At 63.3% G+C, this 17,634-nt stretch carries 11 protein-coding genes; 7 read left to right on the top strand and 4 right to left on the bottom strand.

The genetic code is table 11. The features are described from left to right. The first annotated feature begins 258 nt into the window (after positions 1-258). Positions 259-741 (top strand): GNAT family N-acetyltransferase, encoded by a 483-nt coding sequence (locus tag H3L91_RS08850; RefSeq protein ID WP_007343421.1) that lies wholly within the window; start codon positions 259-261, stop codon positions 739-741. Positions 742-816: 75 nt separating this feature from the next. On the opposite strand, the gene H3L91_RS08845 is transcribed toward H3L91_RS08850, so the two are convergent. Beyond that, entirely contained in the window at positions 817-1,170 is a 354-nt protein-coding gene (locus tag H3L91_RS08845; RefSeq protein WP_007343420.1) for an arsenate reductase, read from the bottom strand. Between the two features lie 125 nt (positions 1,171-1,295). Between H3L91_RS08845 and H3L91_RS08840 the strand changes: the two genes are divergently transcribed. Further along, positions 1,296-1,940, top strand: a complete 645-nt coding sequence (locus H3L91_RS08840) for an SEN1982 family lipoprotein (protein ID WP_007343419.1) — start codon at positions 1,296-1,298, stop codon at positions 1,938-1,940. Positions 1,941-2,052: 112 nt separating this feature from the next. On the opposite strand, the gene H3L91_RS08835 is transcribed toward H3L91_RS08840, so the two are convergent. Beyond that, positions 2,053-3,573: a succinyl-CoA:acetate CoA-transferase ScpC gene (locus H3L91_RS08835; RefSeq protein ID WP_007343418.1), complete on the bottom strand. Its 1,521-nt coding sequence runs from the start codon at positions 3,571-3,573 to the stop codon at positions 2,053-2,055. 227 nt (positions 3,574-3,800) lie between these two features. On the opposite strand from H3L91_RS08835, the gene H3L91_RS08830 reads away from it, so the two are divergent. The 3 genes from H3L91_RS08830 to H3L91_RS08820 all read left to right on the top strand — a co-directional run bounded on the left by H3L91_RS08830 (position 3,801) and on the right by H3L91_RS08820 (position 14,401). Continuing rightward, the gene (locus H3L91_RS08830; protein WP_007343416.1) at positions 3,801-4,634 is read left to right on the top strand and encodes an FKBP-type peptidyl-prolyl cis-trans isomerase; all 834 of its coding nucleotides are present in this window, start codon (positions 3,801-3,803) and stop codon (positions 4,632-4,634) included. Between the two features lie 197 nt (positions 4,635-4,831). Then, on the top strand, positions 4,832-5,845 hold the full coding sequence (locus H3L91_RS08825) for a 2Fe-2S iron-sulfur cluster-binding protein (protein ID WP_007343415.1): 1,014 nt from the start codon (positions 4,832-4,834) through the stop codon (positions 5,843-5,845). Between the two features lie 675 nt (positions 5,846-6,520). Then, on the top strand, positions 6,521-14,401 hold the full coding sequence (locus H3L91_RS08820; RefSeq protein WP_007343411.1) for a YadA-like family protein: 7,881 nt from the start codon (positions 6,521-6,523) through the stop codon (positions 14,399-14,401). A 369-nt stretch (positions 14,402-14,770) separates the two neighbouring features. Here H3L91_RS08820 and H3L91_RS08815 read toward each other — a convergent pair whose 3' ends face one another. Together H3L91_RS08815 and H3L91_RS08810 are read right to left on the bottom strand one after the other, a co-directional pair. After that, positions 14,771-15,469: an SIMPL domain-containing protein gene (locus tag H3L91_RS08815; protein ID WP_007343409.1), complete on the bottom strand. Its 699-nt coding sequence runs from the start codon at positions 15,467-15,469 to the stop codon at positions 14,771-14,773. A gap of 91 nt (positions 15,470-15,560) precedes the next feature. Beyond that, positions 15,561-16,286, bottom strand: coding sequence for a YebC/PmpR family DNA-binding transcriptional regulator (locus tag H3L91_RS08810; protein WP_040659044.1), 726 nt, complete (start codon positions 16,284-16,286; stop codon positions 15,561-15,563). Between the two features lie 165 nt (positions 16,287-16,451). Here H3L91_RS08810 and H3L91_RS08805 point away from each other — a divergent pair, with 165 nt between their 5' ends. Both H3L91_RS08805 and ruvX read left to right on the top strand, forming a co-directional pair. After that, entirely contained in the window at positions 16,452-17,036 is a 585-nt protein-coding gene (locus H3L91_RS08805; RefSeq protein ID WP_007343407.1) for a YqgE/AlgH family protein, read from the top strand. Further along, positions 17,029-17,490: a Holliday junction resolvase RuvX gene (ruvX, locus tag H3L91_RS08800; RefSeq protein ID WP_007343406.1), complete on the top strand. Its 462-nt coding sequence runs from the start codon at positions 17,029-17,031 to the stop codon at positions 17,488-17,490. The genes H3L91_RS08805 and ruvX overlap by 8 nt, the downstream gene beginning before the upstream one ends. Positions 17,491-17,634: the final 144 nt, after the last annotated feature.

The following is a 17,634-nucleotide window of genomic DNA, read 5'->3' as shown; positions in this document are numbered from 1 at the left end:
CAAACACACGGATTCGCTGTGATGCAGGGCGTGCATTTCACATTTTTCAGACGGCCTCTAAGGTAGGGTGTGTTGCCCCGGCGACGCACGCGTTCCATGCCCCGCAACAAATCCGTGCGTTTACCGCCAATCCCGCAAACTGCGTGCGTTCCGCATTTTTCAGACGGCCTCTCGCCGCAGGGCAGGGCGGTGGCACGCCTTTATCCGCTATAATCGCCGCCTTCCCGTTTCTCCCGAGTTCCGCCCACAGGATACGCCATGCCCATCCTCACCGTATTGCGTCCCGCCGCCCCGGCCGACTGCGCCGACATCCACCACGTCCACGAATACGCCGTGCAGTACACCTGCCGCAAAAGCTACGACCAAACCGTGCTCGAAGCATGGAGCGCGCTGCTTGCGCCCGAAAGCTACCTTGAAACCCTGGCCGACCCCAAACGCGAGCTGTGGGTGGCCGAGTTCAAAGGCCACATCCAGGGTTTTGTGCAGATCGATTTGAAAGAGGCGCAGCTCGACGCGCTCTACGTCCACCCCTTCATGCACAACCAGGGCCTCGGCACCGCGCTGCTGCACAAGGCGGAAGAACGCGCCGCCTGCGCCGGTTTCGCCTTTTTGAAACTCTACGCCTCCACCAACTCGGTCAGCTTCTACCTGCTCAACGGCTACGACTCGCTGGGCAAGGCCGTTCTGCCGCTCAACCCGACGGTGAAAGTGGAATGCGAGCTGATGCGCAAACGGCTGTGAACGCCGCGCAAAACAAAACAGGCCGTCTGAAACTGCGTTTTCAGACGGCCTCAATGTTTGGCGCGGCCTGCGCGTTTATCCGCCCGTGCCGAACAGTTGGTCGTACAAGGCCGTCTGAAAGCCGCAGTAGAAGCGGCCGCCGTGTTCGAGCACGGGGCGTTTGATCAGGCTCGGTTGCGCGGCCATCAGGGCGAGGGCGGCGGGTTCCTGCGCTTGTGCCTGCTGCTCGGGGGTGAGTTTGCGCCAGGTCGTGCCGCGCCGGTTCAGCAGGGTGTCCAAGGGGATGTCGGCGAGCCAGGCTTCGAGCTGCGCAGTGGTCGGCGGTGTTTTTTTGAAGTCGCAAAAGGTGTAGTCCGCGCCGTGTGCCGCCAGATAGGCGCGGGCTTTTTTCACGCTGTCGCAGTTGGGGATGCCGTATAAAACCGTCATGAGGGGCTTTCGCTGGTGTGGAAAAGGCGCGATTGTAGCAAAGCGCGGCTGTCGGTTGCCTGCGTGCGCGTTTGCCGATATGCTTGGCGCGTTTTCCGCAACCTTTCCCATACAGGAGAAAAAACATGAAAAAAACCGCATTGACCCTTGCCGCCGCGCTGGTGCTTGCCGCCTGCGGCAGCAGCCAGGAAGCCAGCGAGGGCAATTTCAAAAAAGCCGTGGCGCAGTCGGGCGAAGGCCGCGATGTCTGTCTGCCGGTCGCGCTGGATGTGGTGATGCCCGACGGGCAGCCGGCCTTCCGCAATACGCTGGTTGGCGAGCCGCTGCTGCAATACGCCGACCGCGATTTCGAGGGCAAAGAGATAAACAAGTCCGCCGCCAAGCAGTTGGAAATACTGGAAAAAGAAGGTTTCTACCGCAAAGCCGAGGCCGAGCGCGTCGAGGGCGGCAAAAAAGCCGTGGAGGTGGTGTCGTTCCGCCTTACCGAAAAAGGCATGGAGCAGGCGCGGGGTACGCCGCGCGGGCCGCTGTTCTGTTTGGGCAAACAGAAAATCGGCAAAATCAACTGGTTCACCACGCCCACGCCGGATAACGGCTTTACCGTGTCGGAAGTGTCTTATCAGGCCGAACTTGATCCGGAAAAATGGGCGGACAAGCTGATTAAGGCGGGCGGCAAGGAGTGGGAACATCTGCGCGAGCCGCACAATCAAACGGTTACGCTGGTGCAGACCAACCGTGGCTGGAAGGATATGCGCGATTTGAACCGCTGACGGGGTTTGCGCCGTCGCATAAGGCAAGAGGCCGTCTGAAAACCTGTTTTACGGTTTTCAGACGGCCTCTTTAATGGTCTGCCGATTGCCGGCAGACTGTGATGCCTGCGGCTTATTTCACGCGCATGTCGCCGGTTTCGACGAAACGCTGGTGCCACGACAGGGCTTCGTTCAGAAGGTGGGGCGTGTGCAGGCCGCCGGCTTTTTCGGCGCGGTCGAAGTAGTCGCGCAGCGCGTCGCGGTAGTCGGGGTGGGCGCAGTTTTCGATGATGAGGCGGGCGCGCTCGCGCGGGGATTTGCCGCGCAAATCGGCCAAGCCCTGTTCGGTTACCAGCACCATAACGTCGTGTTCGGTGTGGTCGTGGTGGGACACCATGGGCACGATGCAGGAAATCGAGCCGCCTTTGGCCACGGAGGGGGACACGAAGAAGGAGAGGTAGGAATTGCGGGCGAAGTCGCCGCTGCCGCCGATGCCGTTCATCATTTTGGTGCCCATGATGTGGGTGGAGTTGACGTTGCCGTAGATGTCGGCCTCGATCATGGCGTTCATGCCGATGATGCCGAGGCGGCGGATGAGCTCGGGGTTGTTGGTAACTTCCTGCGGGCGCAGGATGATTTTGCCGCGCAATTCGTCGATGTGGTCGTTGAAGCGTTGCAGCGCGTCGGGGCTGAACGACAATGCAGTAGCCGAAGCGGAGAGCATTTTGCCGCTCAAAATCAAATCGAGCATGCCGTCCTGCAATACTTCGGTGTAGCCGGTAAGGTTGTCGAAGGGGCCGTCCTGCAAGCCGGCCAGCACGGCGTTGGCCACGTTGCCCACGCCCGATTGCAGCGGCAGCAGGTTTTTCGGCAGGCGGCCGGCTTTGACTTCGTGCGAGAAGAAGTCGATGATTTGCGCGGCGATGCTTTTGGACATTTCGTCCGGCTCGGCGAATTTGCTGTTGCGGTCGGACGCGTCGGTGAGGACGATGCCGGCGATTTTGTCCAAATCGCAGTGCAGATAGGGGGTGGCGATGCGTTCGCCCGCTTCGGTGAGCGGAATCGGTTTGCGGTGCGGTGCGAGGCCGATGCTGTCGTAGATGTCGGCCATGCCTTCGAGTTTGGCGTTCTGCTGGGCGTTCACTTCGAGGATGACTTTTTTCGCCTGTTGCAGCCAGGTTACGTTGGTGCCCACCGCCAGCGAGGGAATCAGCTTGCCGTCGGCGGCGATGCCGGCCACTTCGACCACGGCCACGTCCATTTCGCCGAAAAAGCCGGCGCGCACCTGCTGTTCGATGTGCGACAGGTGCACGTCCATATAGGCCGCTTCGCCCGCGTTAATCTGGTTGCGCAGGGTGGGGTCGGACTGGAAGGGGCTGCGGAAGGAGATGGCGTTGGCGCGGGAGAGTACGCCGTCGCATTCGTCAGCGGTGGACGCGCCGGTAATCATGCGGATTTTGAAGGGTTTTCCGGCGGCGTGGGCGGCCTGCGCCTTTGCGGCGACGGCGGCGGGCACGGCTTTGGGGTAGCCCGCGCCGGTAAAGCCGCTGATGCCGACGGTCATGCCGTTTTCGATGAATGCGGCCGCCTGTTCGGCGGAGATGATTTTCTGGCGCAAACCTGCGTGTTGGATGCGTTCTGCTGCGGTGGACATAGGGATTTCTCCTTCACAGATAAAGAAACCGCCCTGTATGACACAAGGCGCGGGATGAGGCCGCGTGTTGCGGGACGCGGTGCGGCGGAATATATAGTAAAGGCCGGATGGTGTAAAGTTCCGCACCGGCGGCGGGGCAGGGCGGCTTGGGCGGGGCGCGCCTTTGCCGCGCGGGCGGCAAAACTTGTATAATCCGCGCTTTATTTTTCCGACAGAGAGGATTGCCCATGCAACACAAAACCAAACTGACGCTCACCGCGCTGGCCGCCGCCCTCGCGCTGGCCGCCTGCAAACAGGAAACTTCCGCGCCCGCCGCCTCCGGCGCGCAGGGCAGTGCCCCCGCGCCCGCCGCCGCTTCTGCTCCCGCGCAAGACCCGTCCGCGCTGGGCACGCCCGAGCAGCAGGTCAGCTACGCCATCGGCATGGACATCGGCCGCAACATCAAAAATATGAAAGACCAGGGCGTGAACATCGACCTGGACAAATTCAGCGAAGCCGTGCGCGCCGTGGCCGAAGGCAAAACCCCGCGCCTGACCGACCAGCAGGCGCAGGAAGTGTTTGCCGCCTTCGTCCAGAAAGAACAGGAAAAAGCCAAGGCCGCCGCCGACAAAGAAGCCAAGCCCGCGCTGGATGCCGCCAAAGCCTGGCTGGCCGAAAACGCCAAAAAAGAAGGCGTGAAAACCACCGCTTCGGGTCTGCAATACAAAGTGATCAAAGAAGGCACCGGCAAGCAGCCCAAACCCGATTCGATGGTGAGCGTGGTTTACACCGGCAAACTCACCGACGGCAAAGTGTTCGACAGCAACGCCGAGGCCAAAGAGCCGATGGCCTTCCCGCTGCCCGTGATGATCAAAGGCTGGCAGGAAGCCCTGCCGATGATGAAGGAAGGTGCGGAATACACCCTCTACATCCCGCCCGAGCTGGGCTACGGCGACGCGCCCCCGCCCAACTCCATCATCCCCAAACACGCCGTGCTGATATTCGACGTGAAACTGGCGGCCACAGGCGAGATGCCTAAAGACGCGATGGTCGGCATGCCGCCGGTGGAAGAAGGCAAATAAAGGCCGTCTGAAAACCGAACTTCAACGAAGTTGCAGCCACAGGCCGTCTGAAAACCGCGTTTTCAGACGGCCTCAATACAGCGAAACACAATAAAAGCCGCCCGCCGCAGGCCGGGTTCTGTTTCGGTGAAATACCGGAAAAACATCAGGTTATTCTGAAACCACATTTTCAGACGGCCTCAATACAATAAAAAACCATGAACCACACCATAACCCTCTCACCCGACAACGAAACCTTCGAGGCGGACGAGGGCGAAAGCATCCTTGCCGCCGCCCGCCGCCAAGGCTTCAACCTGCCACACTCCTGCCAGGCCGGCATCTGCGGCCAGTGCAAGGCCGAAGTCCGCTCCGGCCGCTACGAGCAGGGCGAACACGCCGAGCAGGCACTGCCCGCCGAAGAAGCCGCGCAAAACAAAATCCTCATGTGCTGCTGCTACGCCCAAAGCGACATCGAACTCTCCGTGCCCGGCTACAACAGCAGCAGAATGCCCCCCGTCAAAACCCTGCCCGCCCGCGTCGCCGCCGTGGACTACATCGGCGACACCGCCGTCGTCCGCCTTGACATGCCCAAAAAGCCCCCCTTCGTCTTTCTGGCCGGACAATACATCGACATCCTGCTCAAAGACGGCCACACCCGCAGCTACTCGCTGGCCGGCAGTCCCGCGCACACCGAACAGCTCGAACTGCACATCCGCCGCCGCGAAGGCGGCTTGTTCAGCGGCCTGCTGTTCGGCGACGCCCCCGCCGTCAGAGAAAAAACCGTCATGCGCGTGCGCGGCCCGATGGGCACCTTCGTATTGCGCGAAGACGACCAAAGCCCCCTCATCCTGCTGGCTACCGGCACCGGATTCGCCCCCGTGCAAAGCATCCTCCACCGCCTCGCCGAACACGACGCCACCCGCCCCGTGCGCCTCTACTGGGGCGGGCGCACCCTCGAAGAACTTTATTATCACGACCGCGCCGCCGAACTGGCAGGCCGTCTGAAAAACGCCGTCTTCACCCCCGTCCTCTCCCGCGCCCCCGAAAACTGGCGGGGCGCGCGCGGCTACGTCTGGCAGCAGGCACTGCGCGACTGTCCCGACCTCTCCGCCCACCAGGTCTACGCCTGCGGCTCCCCCGCCATGATCGCCGACGCGCAACGGGCGTTTGTCGAAGAAGGCCGTCTAAAAACCGACGCCTTCTTCGCCGACGCCTTCTCACCCGCGCAGTAAAACGCCCAGAGGCCGTCTGAAACCGTGTGTCCCATGGTTTTCAGACGGCCTCAATCAAACAACAGGCCGTCTGAAAACACGCTTGCGGACAAGGCAAAGCGGTTTTTCAGGCAGGGTGTGCCGCCCCGAGGCGACGCACGCGCTCCCTGCCGTTCAGGCCGTCTGAAACCTTTTAGCCGCCAAGCTCTGAAACCGCGTGCGTGGCTTGCGCCACACACCCTACCTGCGGTGTAAACAGCGGAATGGATATGTTTTCAGACGGCCTCAATCAAGCAGCAGGCCGTCTGAAAACCGCCCGCCGCGCCAATCCCGCCGGTTGCCAAAGCCAATCGTCCGACGCGCGGGCGCAATACCGGATATAATTGCGGCAAACCAATGATTCGGCGGGGAAACGCGAAAAACTGTTTTTCCCGCCGCCTGTTTTATTCCTAGGGCGTGTTGACATTCAACGTTTTGGCGGCTTTTACGCCCTAAAACGGCATCTGCCGCGTTGAAAATACTCGCCTATGGGCGGCATGGGCTCGCATTTTCGCCTTGCATCTGCCGTTTTATGACGCAAAATCCGCTGCAAAAGTTGAATGTCAACACGCCCTAGGCCGTCTGGAAGCCCGTTTTCAGACGGCCGCAACCGCATACCGCAAAACCCCTTTTATTTTTTATTTTCAGGAAACCGCCATGAACCGCATCTATAAAGTCATCTGGAACAGCGAAACAGAACAATGGGTGGCCGCCTCCGAGCTGGCGCACGCCAAAGGCAAAAGCAAATCGAAAAACCTCAAACGCCTCGCCGCCCTCGGCCTCTGCGGCATGCTGGCCGGCACGGCCGCCGCCGCCATCCCCGAAGGAGTGGCGCAAAGCTCGACCGATGTCGCCGTCGGCACAGGCTCGGAAGCGAAGGGCACCTATTCCACCGCCTACGGCGAAACCGCCAAAGCAAACACCGTGTTCGCCACTGCGCTCGGATCGAGTGCCCAAGCCCAAGGGCAAAGCGCGATCGCCGTCGGCCGCGAAGCCAACGCCCAGTCGGACGACACCGTGGCCGTGGGCGGCAAAGCCGCCGCCGCCGCAACGAACGCAGTGGTGGTCGGCAAAGAAGCCTCCGTGCGCGCCGCCACTGCATCCGACCTGCCGTCGGGCATCACCGCCGCGCAAACCGGCGCAACGGCGGGCACAGGCTCGGTGGCCGTCGGCGCGAACGCCAAAGCCTACGGCACAAACGCCACCACCATCGGCCAGTCGTCCAACGCCCTCGGCCAAAACTCGCTGGCGGGCGGCCAGGCGGCGAAAGCCTACGGCAAATCCAGCGTCGCCCTCGGCGACGGCGCGCTGGCCAGCAATGACGCGGCCGCAGCAGTCGGCACCAGCGCGCAGGCTACGGCAGGCGGCACAGCGGCCTTGGGCTACGCCGCCAACGCCGCCGGCTTCGGCGCGGCCGCCGTCGGTCGTCAGGCGCAGGCTTTGGGCACGGGCGACATCTCCATCGGCGACAACGCGGGCAAAAACCGCAAAGACTTCGGCACAAACTACGGCGGCGCGGGTCTGTATTATTCAGACGGCCTCTTGTCTTCCGCTGCCGCTGCCAGCGTCGCCACCCACACCAACATCGCGCTGGGCAAAGAAGCGGCGGTGAACAGCGGCGGCATCCGCAACATCGCCATCGGCAGCGGCGCGGGTACTTCGCATTTCGGCGAAGACAGCATCAGCATCGGCACCAACGCCAACAATTTCAAAGCCAACGGCGCGGCCGACGGCACCAAAACCGACACGCCCACCCGTGCGCGGCACACCATCGCCGTCGGCCAAAACGCGATGACCTACGGCGAAAACTCCATCGCCCTGGGCAACGGCGCGAAAACCACCAATTTCAAATACAACACCGGCGCGGCCACACCGTCCTACACCAGTGCCAGCCGGGCAATGGCCATCGGCGAATCCTCCGAAGCCTCAGGTACGTTTGCCACCGCGTTCGGCTTCCAGGCCAAAACCGAGCGCAACGATTCCACCGCCATCGGCAAGCAGGCGAAAATCCTCGCCAATCCGGCGGGCAATGCCGCCACCCTCGGCAACCATCTGGCCATCGGCAACGAATCGCTGGTGGGTCAGAACGTCGGCAGCCATGCGACAGTGGTCGGCTATCAGGCGCAGGCCGTGGGCGCGGGCAACAACAAGCTGGCCGTCGGCACGCGGGCCGTTTCCAGCGGCACGATTGCCTCCGCCGTCGGCGTGGGCGCGAAGGCGCACGGCGACACCACTTCGGCCTACGGCTCTTACACGCAGGTGAGCGGCGGCTTCGACAGCATGGCTGCCGGATCGAGCGCGGCAGTGGTCAGCGGCAGCGGCAGCAGCACAGCCTCCTCGCAGGCCGCTATCGGCTCGGGCAGCATCACCGCCGCCAAAGGCGCAGTGTCCGTCGGCACGGGCACGATGGTGTTCGGCGAAAACTCCGCCTCCATTGGTGCGAACGGCGGCGGCAGTGCCGCGCGCATGGTTCAGGCTCTGGCCAACGGCAAGATGGACGACACCGTGTTCAGCATCATCGGCGGCAAAAACAACCAGTCGGTCGGCAACCGCAACCTGATCGGCAGCACGTCCAACAACAACACGGTGTTCGGCAACGACATCAAAGTGGGCGCGAGCGCGGCCAGCGTTACCAGTGAGGAAGTGGAAATCGACACCGCCGACGGCAAAGTCAAACACACCAACTACAAACCCGCGTTTACCAACACCAAAAACATCGACAGCGCGGTTGCCGTCGGCAACGCGGCCAAAGTGGGCGACAGCAACACCGTCGCCGTGGGCAAAGCGGCCGAAGCGGCAGGCTTGTCGTCCACCGCCATCGGCGAAACCGCAGCCGCCCTCAAACAAAACGGCATCGCCATCGGCAAAAACGCCAAAGCGGGCACGAGTGCCGCCACAGCAAGCAGCGACTCGGACGCCGTCGCCATCGGCACCGACAGCACGGCATACGAAAAAGACACCGTCGCCCTGGGCAACACCGCCAAAGCCACGGCGGACAGTGCCACCGCCTTGGGCAAAGGCGCAAAAGCCTCACAGGTTTACGCCACCGCCGTCGGCCTCGACACCGTCGCCGACGGCAACAGCGCGCTGGCGGCAGGCTCGGGTGCGGCGGCGCGGGCAAACAGCGCGACCGCCGTCGGCAACGACGCCCAAGCACTGGGCACCGACGCTTCGGCCTTCGGCCGCGACGCGCAGGCGGCAGAAGAACACACGGTTGCCGTCGGTTCGTCCACCCGCGCCACCGCTGCCGGTGCAATTGCCGTCGGTAACGACGCGCAGGCTACTGCCGCAGACGCGGCCGCCGTCGGCAAACACAGCCGCGCTTCCGCCACCCGCGCCACCGCCGCCGGCAATTCCGCCAACGCGGCGGGCGTGTCGTCCGTTGCCGTCGGCGACAACGCGCAAGCCCAAAACGATTACGCCGTTTCCATCGGCGCGGGCTCGGCCGCTTCGGCCATCGCAGCCACCGCCATCGGCAACGACGCCAAAGCCAAACAGTGGAGCTCGGTTGCCCTCGGCCGCGCCTCGGAAACCGCCGACGCCGTCGCCACCACCGCCGCCACCGTCGGCGGCATCAGCTACAACGGCTTCGCCGGCACCGCCCCCGAAGCCACCGTCAGCATCGGCAGCGACACCGTCAAACGCACCCTCACCAACCTTGCCGCAGGCCGCATCGCTGCCGACTCCACCGACGCCGTCAACGGCAGTCAGCTCTACGCCGTGGCCGACACTTTGGGCGGCAAGCTCACCCACTATTACAGCGTCAAATCCGCCGAAACAGGCGCAGGCAGCAACTACGACAACGACGGCGCGACCGGCAGCAACGCGCTGGCGGCGGGCGTGAAAGCCTCCGCCTCCGCCCTGAACACCGTCGCCGTCGGCTTCAACGCGCAGGCGGGCAAAGACGGCGCGGTATCCGTCGGCGCGGACACGCAGGCTTCCAACGCCTCCACCGCCCTGGGCAACAAAGCCACGGCGACGGGCGAAAATTCCACCGCACTGGGCTGGGGCGCGAACGCCGCCGGACGCGCCGACGTGTTCATCGGCAAACAGTCGGGCGCGGGTACGGAAAACGCCAATAATTTCAGCAATATCGGCATCGGCGAAGGCGCGGTGAAAGACGCGGGCAAAACCGCTGCGGTAACCAACATCATCGGCATCGGCACAGGCGCGGGCGCCGGCTTGGAAACCAGCCACAACATCGCCCTCGGCGCGTATGCCAACAACAGCACGATAACCGGCACAAGCGTAACCGGCAGCGACAACATCGCCATCGGCCAGCGGAGCGTGGCCAGCGGCGGCGGCTCGATTGCCGTCGGCAACAAGGCGCAGGCTTCCGTGCTCTCCGCCGTGGCCGTCGGCCTCAATGCCGCCGCCACCGGTGCGCAGGCCGTGGCCGTCGGCCGCAACACCCAAGCCGCAGGCGCGGGTTCGGTGGCCGTCGGCGGCTCGGCCAACGACGGCAAAGGCGCGGCCGCCAAGGGCTCGCAGTCGGTCGCCATCGGCCAGTTGAGCAGCGCGTCGAACACCGGCGCGGCCGCCTTGGGCGTGAACGCGCAGGCCGCTCATCAAAAAGGCGTCGCCCTCGGCTACGAATCGGAAACCGACACCAACGTTACCACCACCCAGGCCACAGTAAACGGCATCGCCTATTCGGGCTTTGCCGGTGCGGCCAATGCCAACGTCAGCATCGGCAAAAGCGGCTTCACCCGCACCCTCACCAACCTTGCCGCAGGCCGCATCTCCACCACCAGCACCGACGCCGTCAACGGCAGCCAGCTCTACGCCGTGGCCGACACGCTGGGCGGCAAGCTCACCCACTATTACAGCGTCAATTCTACCGCCACGGGCGCGGGCAGCAACTACAACAACGACGGCGCAACCGGCACGGACGCGCTGGCGGCGGGCGCGGGCGCGTCGGCCAAACAAATGAGTTCCGTCGCCATCGGCAAAAACGCCGTTGCGGACGGCGACAACAGCCAGTCCGACTCCGTCGCCATCGGCACAGCCGCGAAAGCCTCCGGCAACGCGTCGCTGGCCATCGGCCCGGGCGCGTCCACTTCCGGCAGCGACAGTCTCGGCGGTATCGCCATCGGCGCGGCCGCCAGCTCGCAAAACGGCGGCTTGTCGCTGGGCAGCGGCGCGGATTCGGGCAACGGCACGGCACTGATCCCCGGCCTGCCCGTGCGCCTGAACAACAACGTGGCTCTGGGCGACAGCGCCACCGTCAAAAACGACACCAACTTCCGCGTCGCGCTCGGTTCGATGTCGATTGCGGGCGTGTCCGATTTGGGCACCGATCCTTACAAACCCTCGGCCAACGCCAGCGTCAAAGGCATCGCCGAATCCGGCGTAACGCTGGGCGAAGTGTCCGTCGGCGGCGACAACCGCGCAGGCCAGGGCGAAATCCTCTACCGCCGCATCACCAACCTTGCCGCCGGTTCGGCCGACACCGACGCCGTCAACGTCAGCCAACTCAAAGCCCTCGCCGACGCGCGCAGCAAAGTGGCCGGCAGCGGACTGGCCAGCGTCAGCTCCGCCACCGACAGCGCGGGCGCGACCACCTACACCGTCAACGTCGCCCAAGCCGCCGCCCCCACCGTAACGCGCGGCAATGTTGCCGTTGCGGCGGCCGACGCGGGCAAAGTGATGACCGCAGGCGACGTGGCCGCCGCCATCAACAACTCCGAAAAAACCTCCTCGGTTGTTGCCGGATCGACCGCCGTTTCCGTCAGCGCGGGCAGCGAAGACGCCGCCGGCAACACGCAGTACACCGTCGATCTGGGCACGGCCGCCAAAGCCAGCCTGGGCAAGGCCGACAGCGCGTTGCAGAACATCCGCAGCGGCAGCCCCAACCTCAGCGTCGCCAAAAACGGCGACACCGTAACCGTCGGCATGAGCACAACCCCCGCCTTCACCAGCGTAACCACCGGCGACACCGTCCTCAACAGCGGCGGCCTCACCATCGCCCCCGCCGGCAAAACCCCCGTTGTCCTCAATTCAGACGGCCTCAACAACGGCGGCAACAAAATCACCAACGTCGCCGCCGGCAACATCAGTGCCGCCAGCACCGACGCCGTAAACGGCAGCCAGCTCTACGCCCTCGGCGAAAAACCGCTCACCTTCACCGGCGACAGCGGCAGCGTCCGCCGCAAACTCGGCGAAACCCTCGCCGTCAAAGGCGACGGCACCTATGTTTCCACCAAAGCCGAAAACGGCGGCGTCAACATCAGCGTGTCCGAAAACGCCGTGCGCGACACCGCCCGCAAAGCGGTGGACGTGAAAGGCGAAGGCGTCATCACCGTTACCCCGAGCCAAGACAACACCGCCCACACCACCACCTACACCGTCAAATACGACGGTGGCAAAGCGGCGGCGGCCACCGACATCGCCTACACCGCCAACGGCGGCACAGTGCGCAAAACCAGCCTGGCCAAAGGCTTCAATTTCAGCAACGGCGCGAACACCACCGCCGAAGTCGGCGCAGACGGCATCGTGAAATTCAACGCCGTAACCGGCAGCATCGCCACCACCGGCGGCAAAGCGGCCGTAGCCGCCGCCGACGCGGGCAAACTCGCCACCGCCGGCGACGTGGCCGAGGCCGTCAACAACGCCGCATGGAAGGTAACCGCCAAAGCCGACGGCGGCGAACTGGAAAGCGGCGCGAGCGTCGAAAGCGTCAAAGCGGGCGACCAAGTCGGCCTGCAAGTGGGCAAAAACCTGAAACTGAAACAAAACGGCAAAAACTTCACCTACCTGCTGAACGACACCCTCACCGGCCTGAACAGTGCGTCCTTCGGCGGCGGCGCGGGCAAACCCTCGGCCGTGATTGACGGCTCGGGCGTGCGCATCACCCCCGCCGGCGGCGGCAAAGCCGTTTCCCTGACCGACAAAGGGCTGGACAACGGCGGCCAAACCATCGCCAACGTCGCCAGCGGCGGCAGCACCGAAACCAATGCCGCCAACATCGGCGACGTGAAAAAAGCGGCGGCGGCGGCGAAAAACACCGTCTCCGCAGGCGATGCCAACGTTACCGTTACCCCGAAAGCGTTTTCAGACGGCCACACCGACTACGCCGTGAAGCTGGCCGACAAATTGTCGCTGGGCAAGGGCAAAGTGTCCCTCGACGGCACGGGCGGCGACATCTCCGCCGCCAACAGCATCAAAGCCGGTAACACCATTACCGCAGGGCAGGGCGCGAACGCCGTCGCCATCGACGGCACGAAAGCCGAAGTGAAAGCCGGCAAAGTTACCGTAAACGGCAAAGACGGCCACATCACCGGTTTGGCCAACACCACATGGGTCAGCGGCCAAACCGCCCCCGTCAGCGGCCGCGCCGCCACCGAAGACCAGCTCAAAGCCGTGGACAACCAAGTGGCGCAGAACAAAACCGACATCGCCAAGCTCAGCGGCAACATCGGCCAAGGGCTGAACTTCGCGGGCAACACCGGCTCGGTGAACAAAAAGCTCGGCAGCACCGTGAACATCGTCGGCGAAGGCACGAAGGCCGACAGCCGCTATTCGGGCGAAAACGTCAAAACCATGGTGGACGCGAACGGCAATCTGGTGGTGAAAACCGACAAAGACCTCAAAGCCGAAAGCCTCACCCTGGCCAAAGACGGCAAAACGGGCGTCGCCATCACCACCGACAACGGCGCGGGCAACATCAGCCTGAACGGCGCGAACGGCGCGAAAACCGACATCGCCGCCGCCAAAGGCGCGGCCGTGCTTGGCGGCAGCGCACAGGCCGACCGCATCCGCTACACCGGCTCGGACGGCACATCGCGCGAAGCCGCCACCATGGACGACGGCATGCGCTACGGCGGCGACAATCTGGCATCCGACGGCACGATAGACAAAAAACTCAACCAGCGTCTCGACATCGTTGGCGGCGCGGACAAGGCCAAGCTGAGCGACAACAACATCGGTGTCAACAAAGACAGCCAAGGCCGTCTGAAAGTGCAGTTGTCCAAAGAACTCAACAGCCTGAGCAGCGCGTCTTTCGCCGACGGCAGCGGCAATACCGCCGTCGTCAACGGCGCGGGCAGCACCGTCAGAGACAGCGCGGGCAACCAAACCGCCGTCGGCGCGGGCGGCGTCAGCATCACGCCCGCAAGCGGCAACGCCGTTTCGCTCGGCGGCGGCGGTTTGGACAACGGCGGCAACAAAATTACCAATGTCGCCGCCGGCGAGAAAGCCACCGACGCCGTCAACGTCGGCCAGCTCAACGCCAAGCTCGGCGCGATTACCGAAGCCGCCAACCTGAACTTCAACGCCTTGGAACACAAAATCGACAACATCGGCGAAACGGCCAATGCAGGCGTGGCCGGCGCGATCGCCCAAGGCTCGATTCCGCAGGTAACCCGCCCCGGCGCGTCCGGCCTCGGCGTGGGCAGCGGCTACTACGGCGGCCAGTCCGCCCTGGCCGTCGGCATGTCCTCCATGAGCGACGGCGGCAACTGGATTGTCAAAGGCAATATCTCGGTCAACACCAAAGGCCGCGTCGGCGCGGGCGCGGGCGCGCTCTATCAGTGGTAAACCCGCCGCACGCGGGATGGCCGACTATTAATTGAGGCCGTCTGAAAAGCGGAAAGGCCGTCTGAAAACTGTTTTTCAGACGGCCTTTTTTTGTTCTTTGTTATAGCAGATGCAGATTAAAAGCATCCAATGCAGGCCTAGGATCTGTTGACATTCAACTTTTGAAGCGGATTTTGCGTCATAAAACGGCAGATGCAAGGCGAAAATACGAGCCTATGCCGCCCATTGCGGGTATTTGCAACGCGGCAGATGCCGTTTTAGGGCGCAAAAGCTGCCAAAACGTTGATTGTCAACAGACCCTAGGTTCGACCCGACGAAATACCGGCAAATATTGAGTCAGCCATGTTGAAGCCCAGCCTACGATGAAGCCTACATCTGCACCGAGCCGTTTACCGTGATGCGCACTTCTTCGATGCCGGGGGCGGGCGGGGCTTCGTCTTGCGCCGCGCCGTCGGCTGTGCGCAGGGAGGCGGCGTAGGCTTTGGGCATCATCACCTGCGTGTCGCCCGTTTCGCCCAGTTTCAGGCTGACGATTTTGTAGCCGGAAAAGCCCAGCGTCTGCGCCAGCGAGGCGGCGCGTTCTTTGAAGCGCAACAGGGCGGCGCGGGCGGCTTCGTCTATGGCGGCGTTGCGTTTTTGCGCCGAGAGCGAGAAGTAGGTGTTGCGCACTTCGGCTTCCTGGCGCGACTGGGCGATGAGCTGGTTCAGCGCGGAGAAGTCTTTGCTTTTTATGGTGTATTCTATGCTTTCCTGCCAGCCTGTCTGCGTGCGTTTGTTGTCGGCATAGCGGTAAACGGGATAGACGCTGCGGCCGGATTCGGCAGTTTCCAACGCGCCGTTTCCTGCGGCGCGGCGGGCGAAGGCGGTTTGTTTGGCGGCGAAGGCGCGGTGGGCGGCTTCGCGTCCGGGTGCTTCGGCGCGGACGGCGAACACGGCGGTCATGGTGTCGTGCGGCACACTGACGGTCGCGCTTTCGGCAAATTCGACGACGTTGTAGTTCAGCGGCTCGGCCTGCGCGGCGGCGGTGAGGACGGCGGACAGTAGGACGGCCAATAGTTTGGTTTTCATGTGTTTTCCTGTGATTGCGGGGGTGAATATGTTTTCAGACGGCCTCCCTGTGGCGGAAGGCCGTCTGAAAAGTGTGCGGCGTGCGGCGGGTTTAATCGAGCTGCAACACGGCGGAGGTGTAGACGTTTTGCACGTCGTCGAGGTTTTCCAGCGCGTCGATGAGCTTCTGCATTTTCGCCGCGTCTTCGCCGGTGAGCACGGTTTCGTTCTGCGCGCGCATGGTTACGTCGCCGTCCTGCGATTTGAAGCCTGCCGCTTCGAGTTTGGCTTTCACGCCCGCCCAGTCGGCGGGGGCGGTGATGACTTCGATGATGCCTTCTTCGTCGGAGAGCACGTCTTCCGCGCCCGCTTCGAGCGCGGCTTCCATCAGCGCGTCTTCGTCGGCGTCGGTGAACACCAGATAGCCCTGGTGGACGAAGTTGAAGGCCACGCAGCCGTCGGTGCCCAGATTGCCGCCGTTTTTGCTGAACGCGTGGCGCACGTCGGCCACGGTGCGGGTTTTGTTGTCGGTCATGCAGTCCACCATCAGTGCCGCGCCGCCGATGCCGTAGCCTTCGTAGCGCAGCTCGATGTATTCCGCGCCTTCCACGTTGCCCGTGCCTTTGTCGATGGCGCGCTGCACGTTGTCTTTGGGCATGTTCGCGTCCCAAGCCTTGTCCATCGCCAGGCGCAGGCGCGGGTTGGAATTGGGGTCGCCGCCGCCCAAACGCGCGGCAACGGTGATTTCCTTGATCAGACGGGTGAAGATTTTGCCGCGCTGGGCGTCGGCGCGGGCTTTTTTGTGCTGGATGTTCGCCCACTTGCTGTGGCCTGCCATATCGGTATCCTTATATATGTTTTCAGACGGCCTCCAAACAGATGCCGCCTGCGGTTGGGAAAAAAACAAAGGCGCGATTCTAACATAAGAGGCCGTCTGAAAAACGCCGCAGCCGTGCGGCAAACCACCTGCCGCGCGCTTGCAATTTTCCCGCCGCAGCCCAATATGGCCGCGCAACACAGCAAAGCGTTTTCGATTATGGACAAACTCACCAACCATTTCCTCATCGCCACTCCCGCGCTGGAAGACCCGTTTTTCGCCGGCAGCGTGGTTTACATCTGCCGCCACGACGACGACGGTGCAATGGGCGTCATCATCAACAAAGCTTCGCCCATCCCCATGGAAGCCGTGTTCTCCGCCGCCGAAAAAGACGTGCCCGACCGCTTCCAAAACCAACCCATCCTGATGGGCGGCCCCGTGCAGATTGACCGGGGCTTCGTTGTCCACACCCCGTGCGGCGCATGGCAGAGCAGCTTCCCCGTCGGCGGCGACACCGCCCTCACCACCTCGCGCGACATCATCGAGCGGCTGGCGCAGAACGACGCCGTGGAAAAAGCCATCCTCACCATCGGCTGTTCCAGCTGGTCGGCCGGCCAGCTCGAACAGGAGCTGGCGCAAAACTCCTGGCTCACCGTGCCCGCCGACGACGCCATCCTGTTCGACATCCCCTTGCGCAAACGCCACCGCGCCGCCCTCTCCAAACTCGGCATCCAACCCGCCGCCCTGATGCAGGGCGCAGGCCATGCCTGATACCGCCCCCGCCCCACGAGGCACCTGCCTTGCCTTCGACTTCGGCGAAAAACGCATCGGCGTGGCGCAGGGCAGCGCAGAAACGGCCACCGCCCACCCGCTCTCCACCCTATCCGGCGGCAGCAACGAACAAAAATTCGCCGCCATCGCCGCCCTCATCCGGGAATGGCAGCCCGACTACCTCGTCGTCGGCCTGCCCGTCCACAGCGACGGCACCGAACACGAACTCACCCGCCTCGCCCGCAAATTCGGACGCCGCCTGCACGAGCGGTTTGCCCTGCCCGTCTACTTCGCCGACGAACGCCACACCTCCCTTTTGGCCGAGAGCCTGCTCGCCGAAGCGCAAGTGTTCGGCAGAAAACAAAAATCCGTCCTCGACAGCGTCGCCGCGCAGGTGATTCTGTTTGACTTTTTCGACAGCGGCGCGGTGGAACGGCTGAACGGCGGCGGGTGAAGAGCGGAACGCGGTGAGGCTGTCTGAAAAAAATGAAGCACAATTTGGCGTTTTACTCTACTGCCGGATGTAAAAATATTTTTTAAATTAAAAATATTACGATATAATAAGAAAATCTGTAAATCGGGTTTCCGACCGCAAGGG

It is taken from the genome of Neisseria bacilliformis, from assembly GCF_014055025.1.
Lineage (GTDB): Bacteria > Pseudomonadota > Gammaproteobacteria > Burkholderiales > Neisseriaceae > Neisseria > Neisseria bacilliformis.
The sequence above is the reverse complement of the archived record's forward strand: the minus strand, read 5'-3'. Positions and strand labels throughout refer to the sequence as shown.

Excerpts from the sequence above, each read along its gene's own strand:
- H3L91_RS08820 (WP_007343411.1), top strand. The coding sequence starts at position 6,521 with ATGAACCGCATCTATAAAGTCATCTGGAACAGCGAAACAGAACAATGG.
- H3L91_RS08850 (WP_007343421.1), top strand. The coding sequence starts at position 259 with ATGCCCATCCTCACCGTATTGCGTCCCGCCGCCCCGGCCGACTGCGCC.
- H3L91_RS08815 (WP_007343409.1), bottom strand. The coding sequence starts at position 15,469 with ATGAAAACCAAACTATTGGCCGTCCTACTGTCCGCCGTCCTCACCGCC.
- H3L91_RS08835 (WP_007343418.1), bottom strand. The coding sequence starts at position 3,573 with ATGTCCACCGCAGCAGAACGCATCCAACACGCAGGTTTGCGCCAGAAA.
- H3L91_RS08810 (WP_040659044.1), bottom strand. The coding sequence starts at position 16,286 with ATGGCAGGCCACAGCAAGTGGGCGAACATCCAGCACAAAAAAGCCCGC.
- H3L91_RS08840 (WP_007343419.1), top strand. The coding sequence starts at position 1,296 with ATGAAAAAAACCGCATTGACCCTTGCCGCCGCGCTGGTGCTTGCCGCC.
- ruvX (WP_007343406.1), top strand. The coding sequence starts at position 17,029 with ATGCCTGATACCGCCCCCGCCCCACGAGGCACCTGCCTTGCCTTCGAC.
- H3L91_RS08830 (WP_007343416.1), top strand. The coding sequence starts at position 3,801 with ATGCAACACAAAACCAAACTGACGCTCACCGCGCTGGCCGCCGCCCTC.
- H3L91_RS08805 (WP_007343407.1), top strand. The coding sequence starts at position 16,452 with ATGGCCGCGCAACACAGCAAAGCGTTTTCGATTATGGACAAACTCACC.
- H3L91_RS08825 (WP_007343415.1), top strand. The coding sequence starts at position 4,832 with ATGAACCACACCATAACCCTCTCACCCGACAACGAAACCTTCGAGGCG.
- H3L91_RS08845 (WP_007343420.1), bottom strand. The coding sequence starts at position 1,170 with ATGACGGTTTTATACGGCATCCCCAACTGCGACAGCGTGAAAAAAGCC.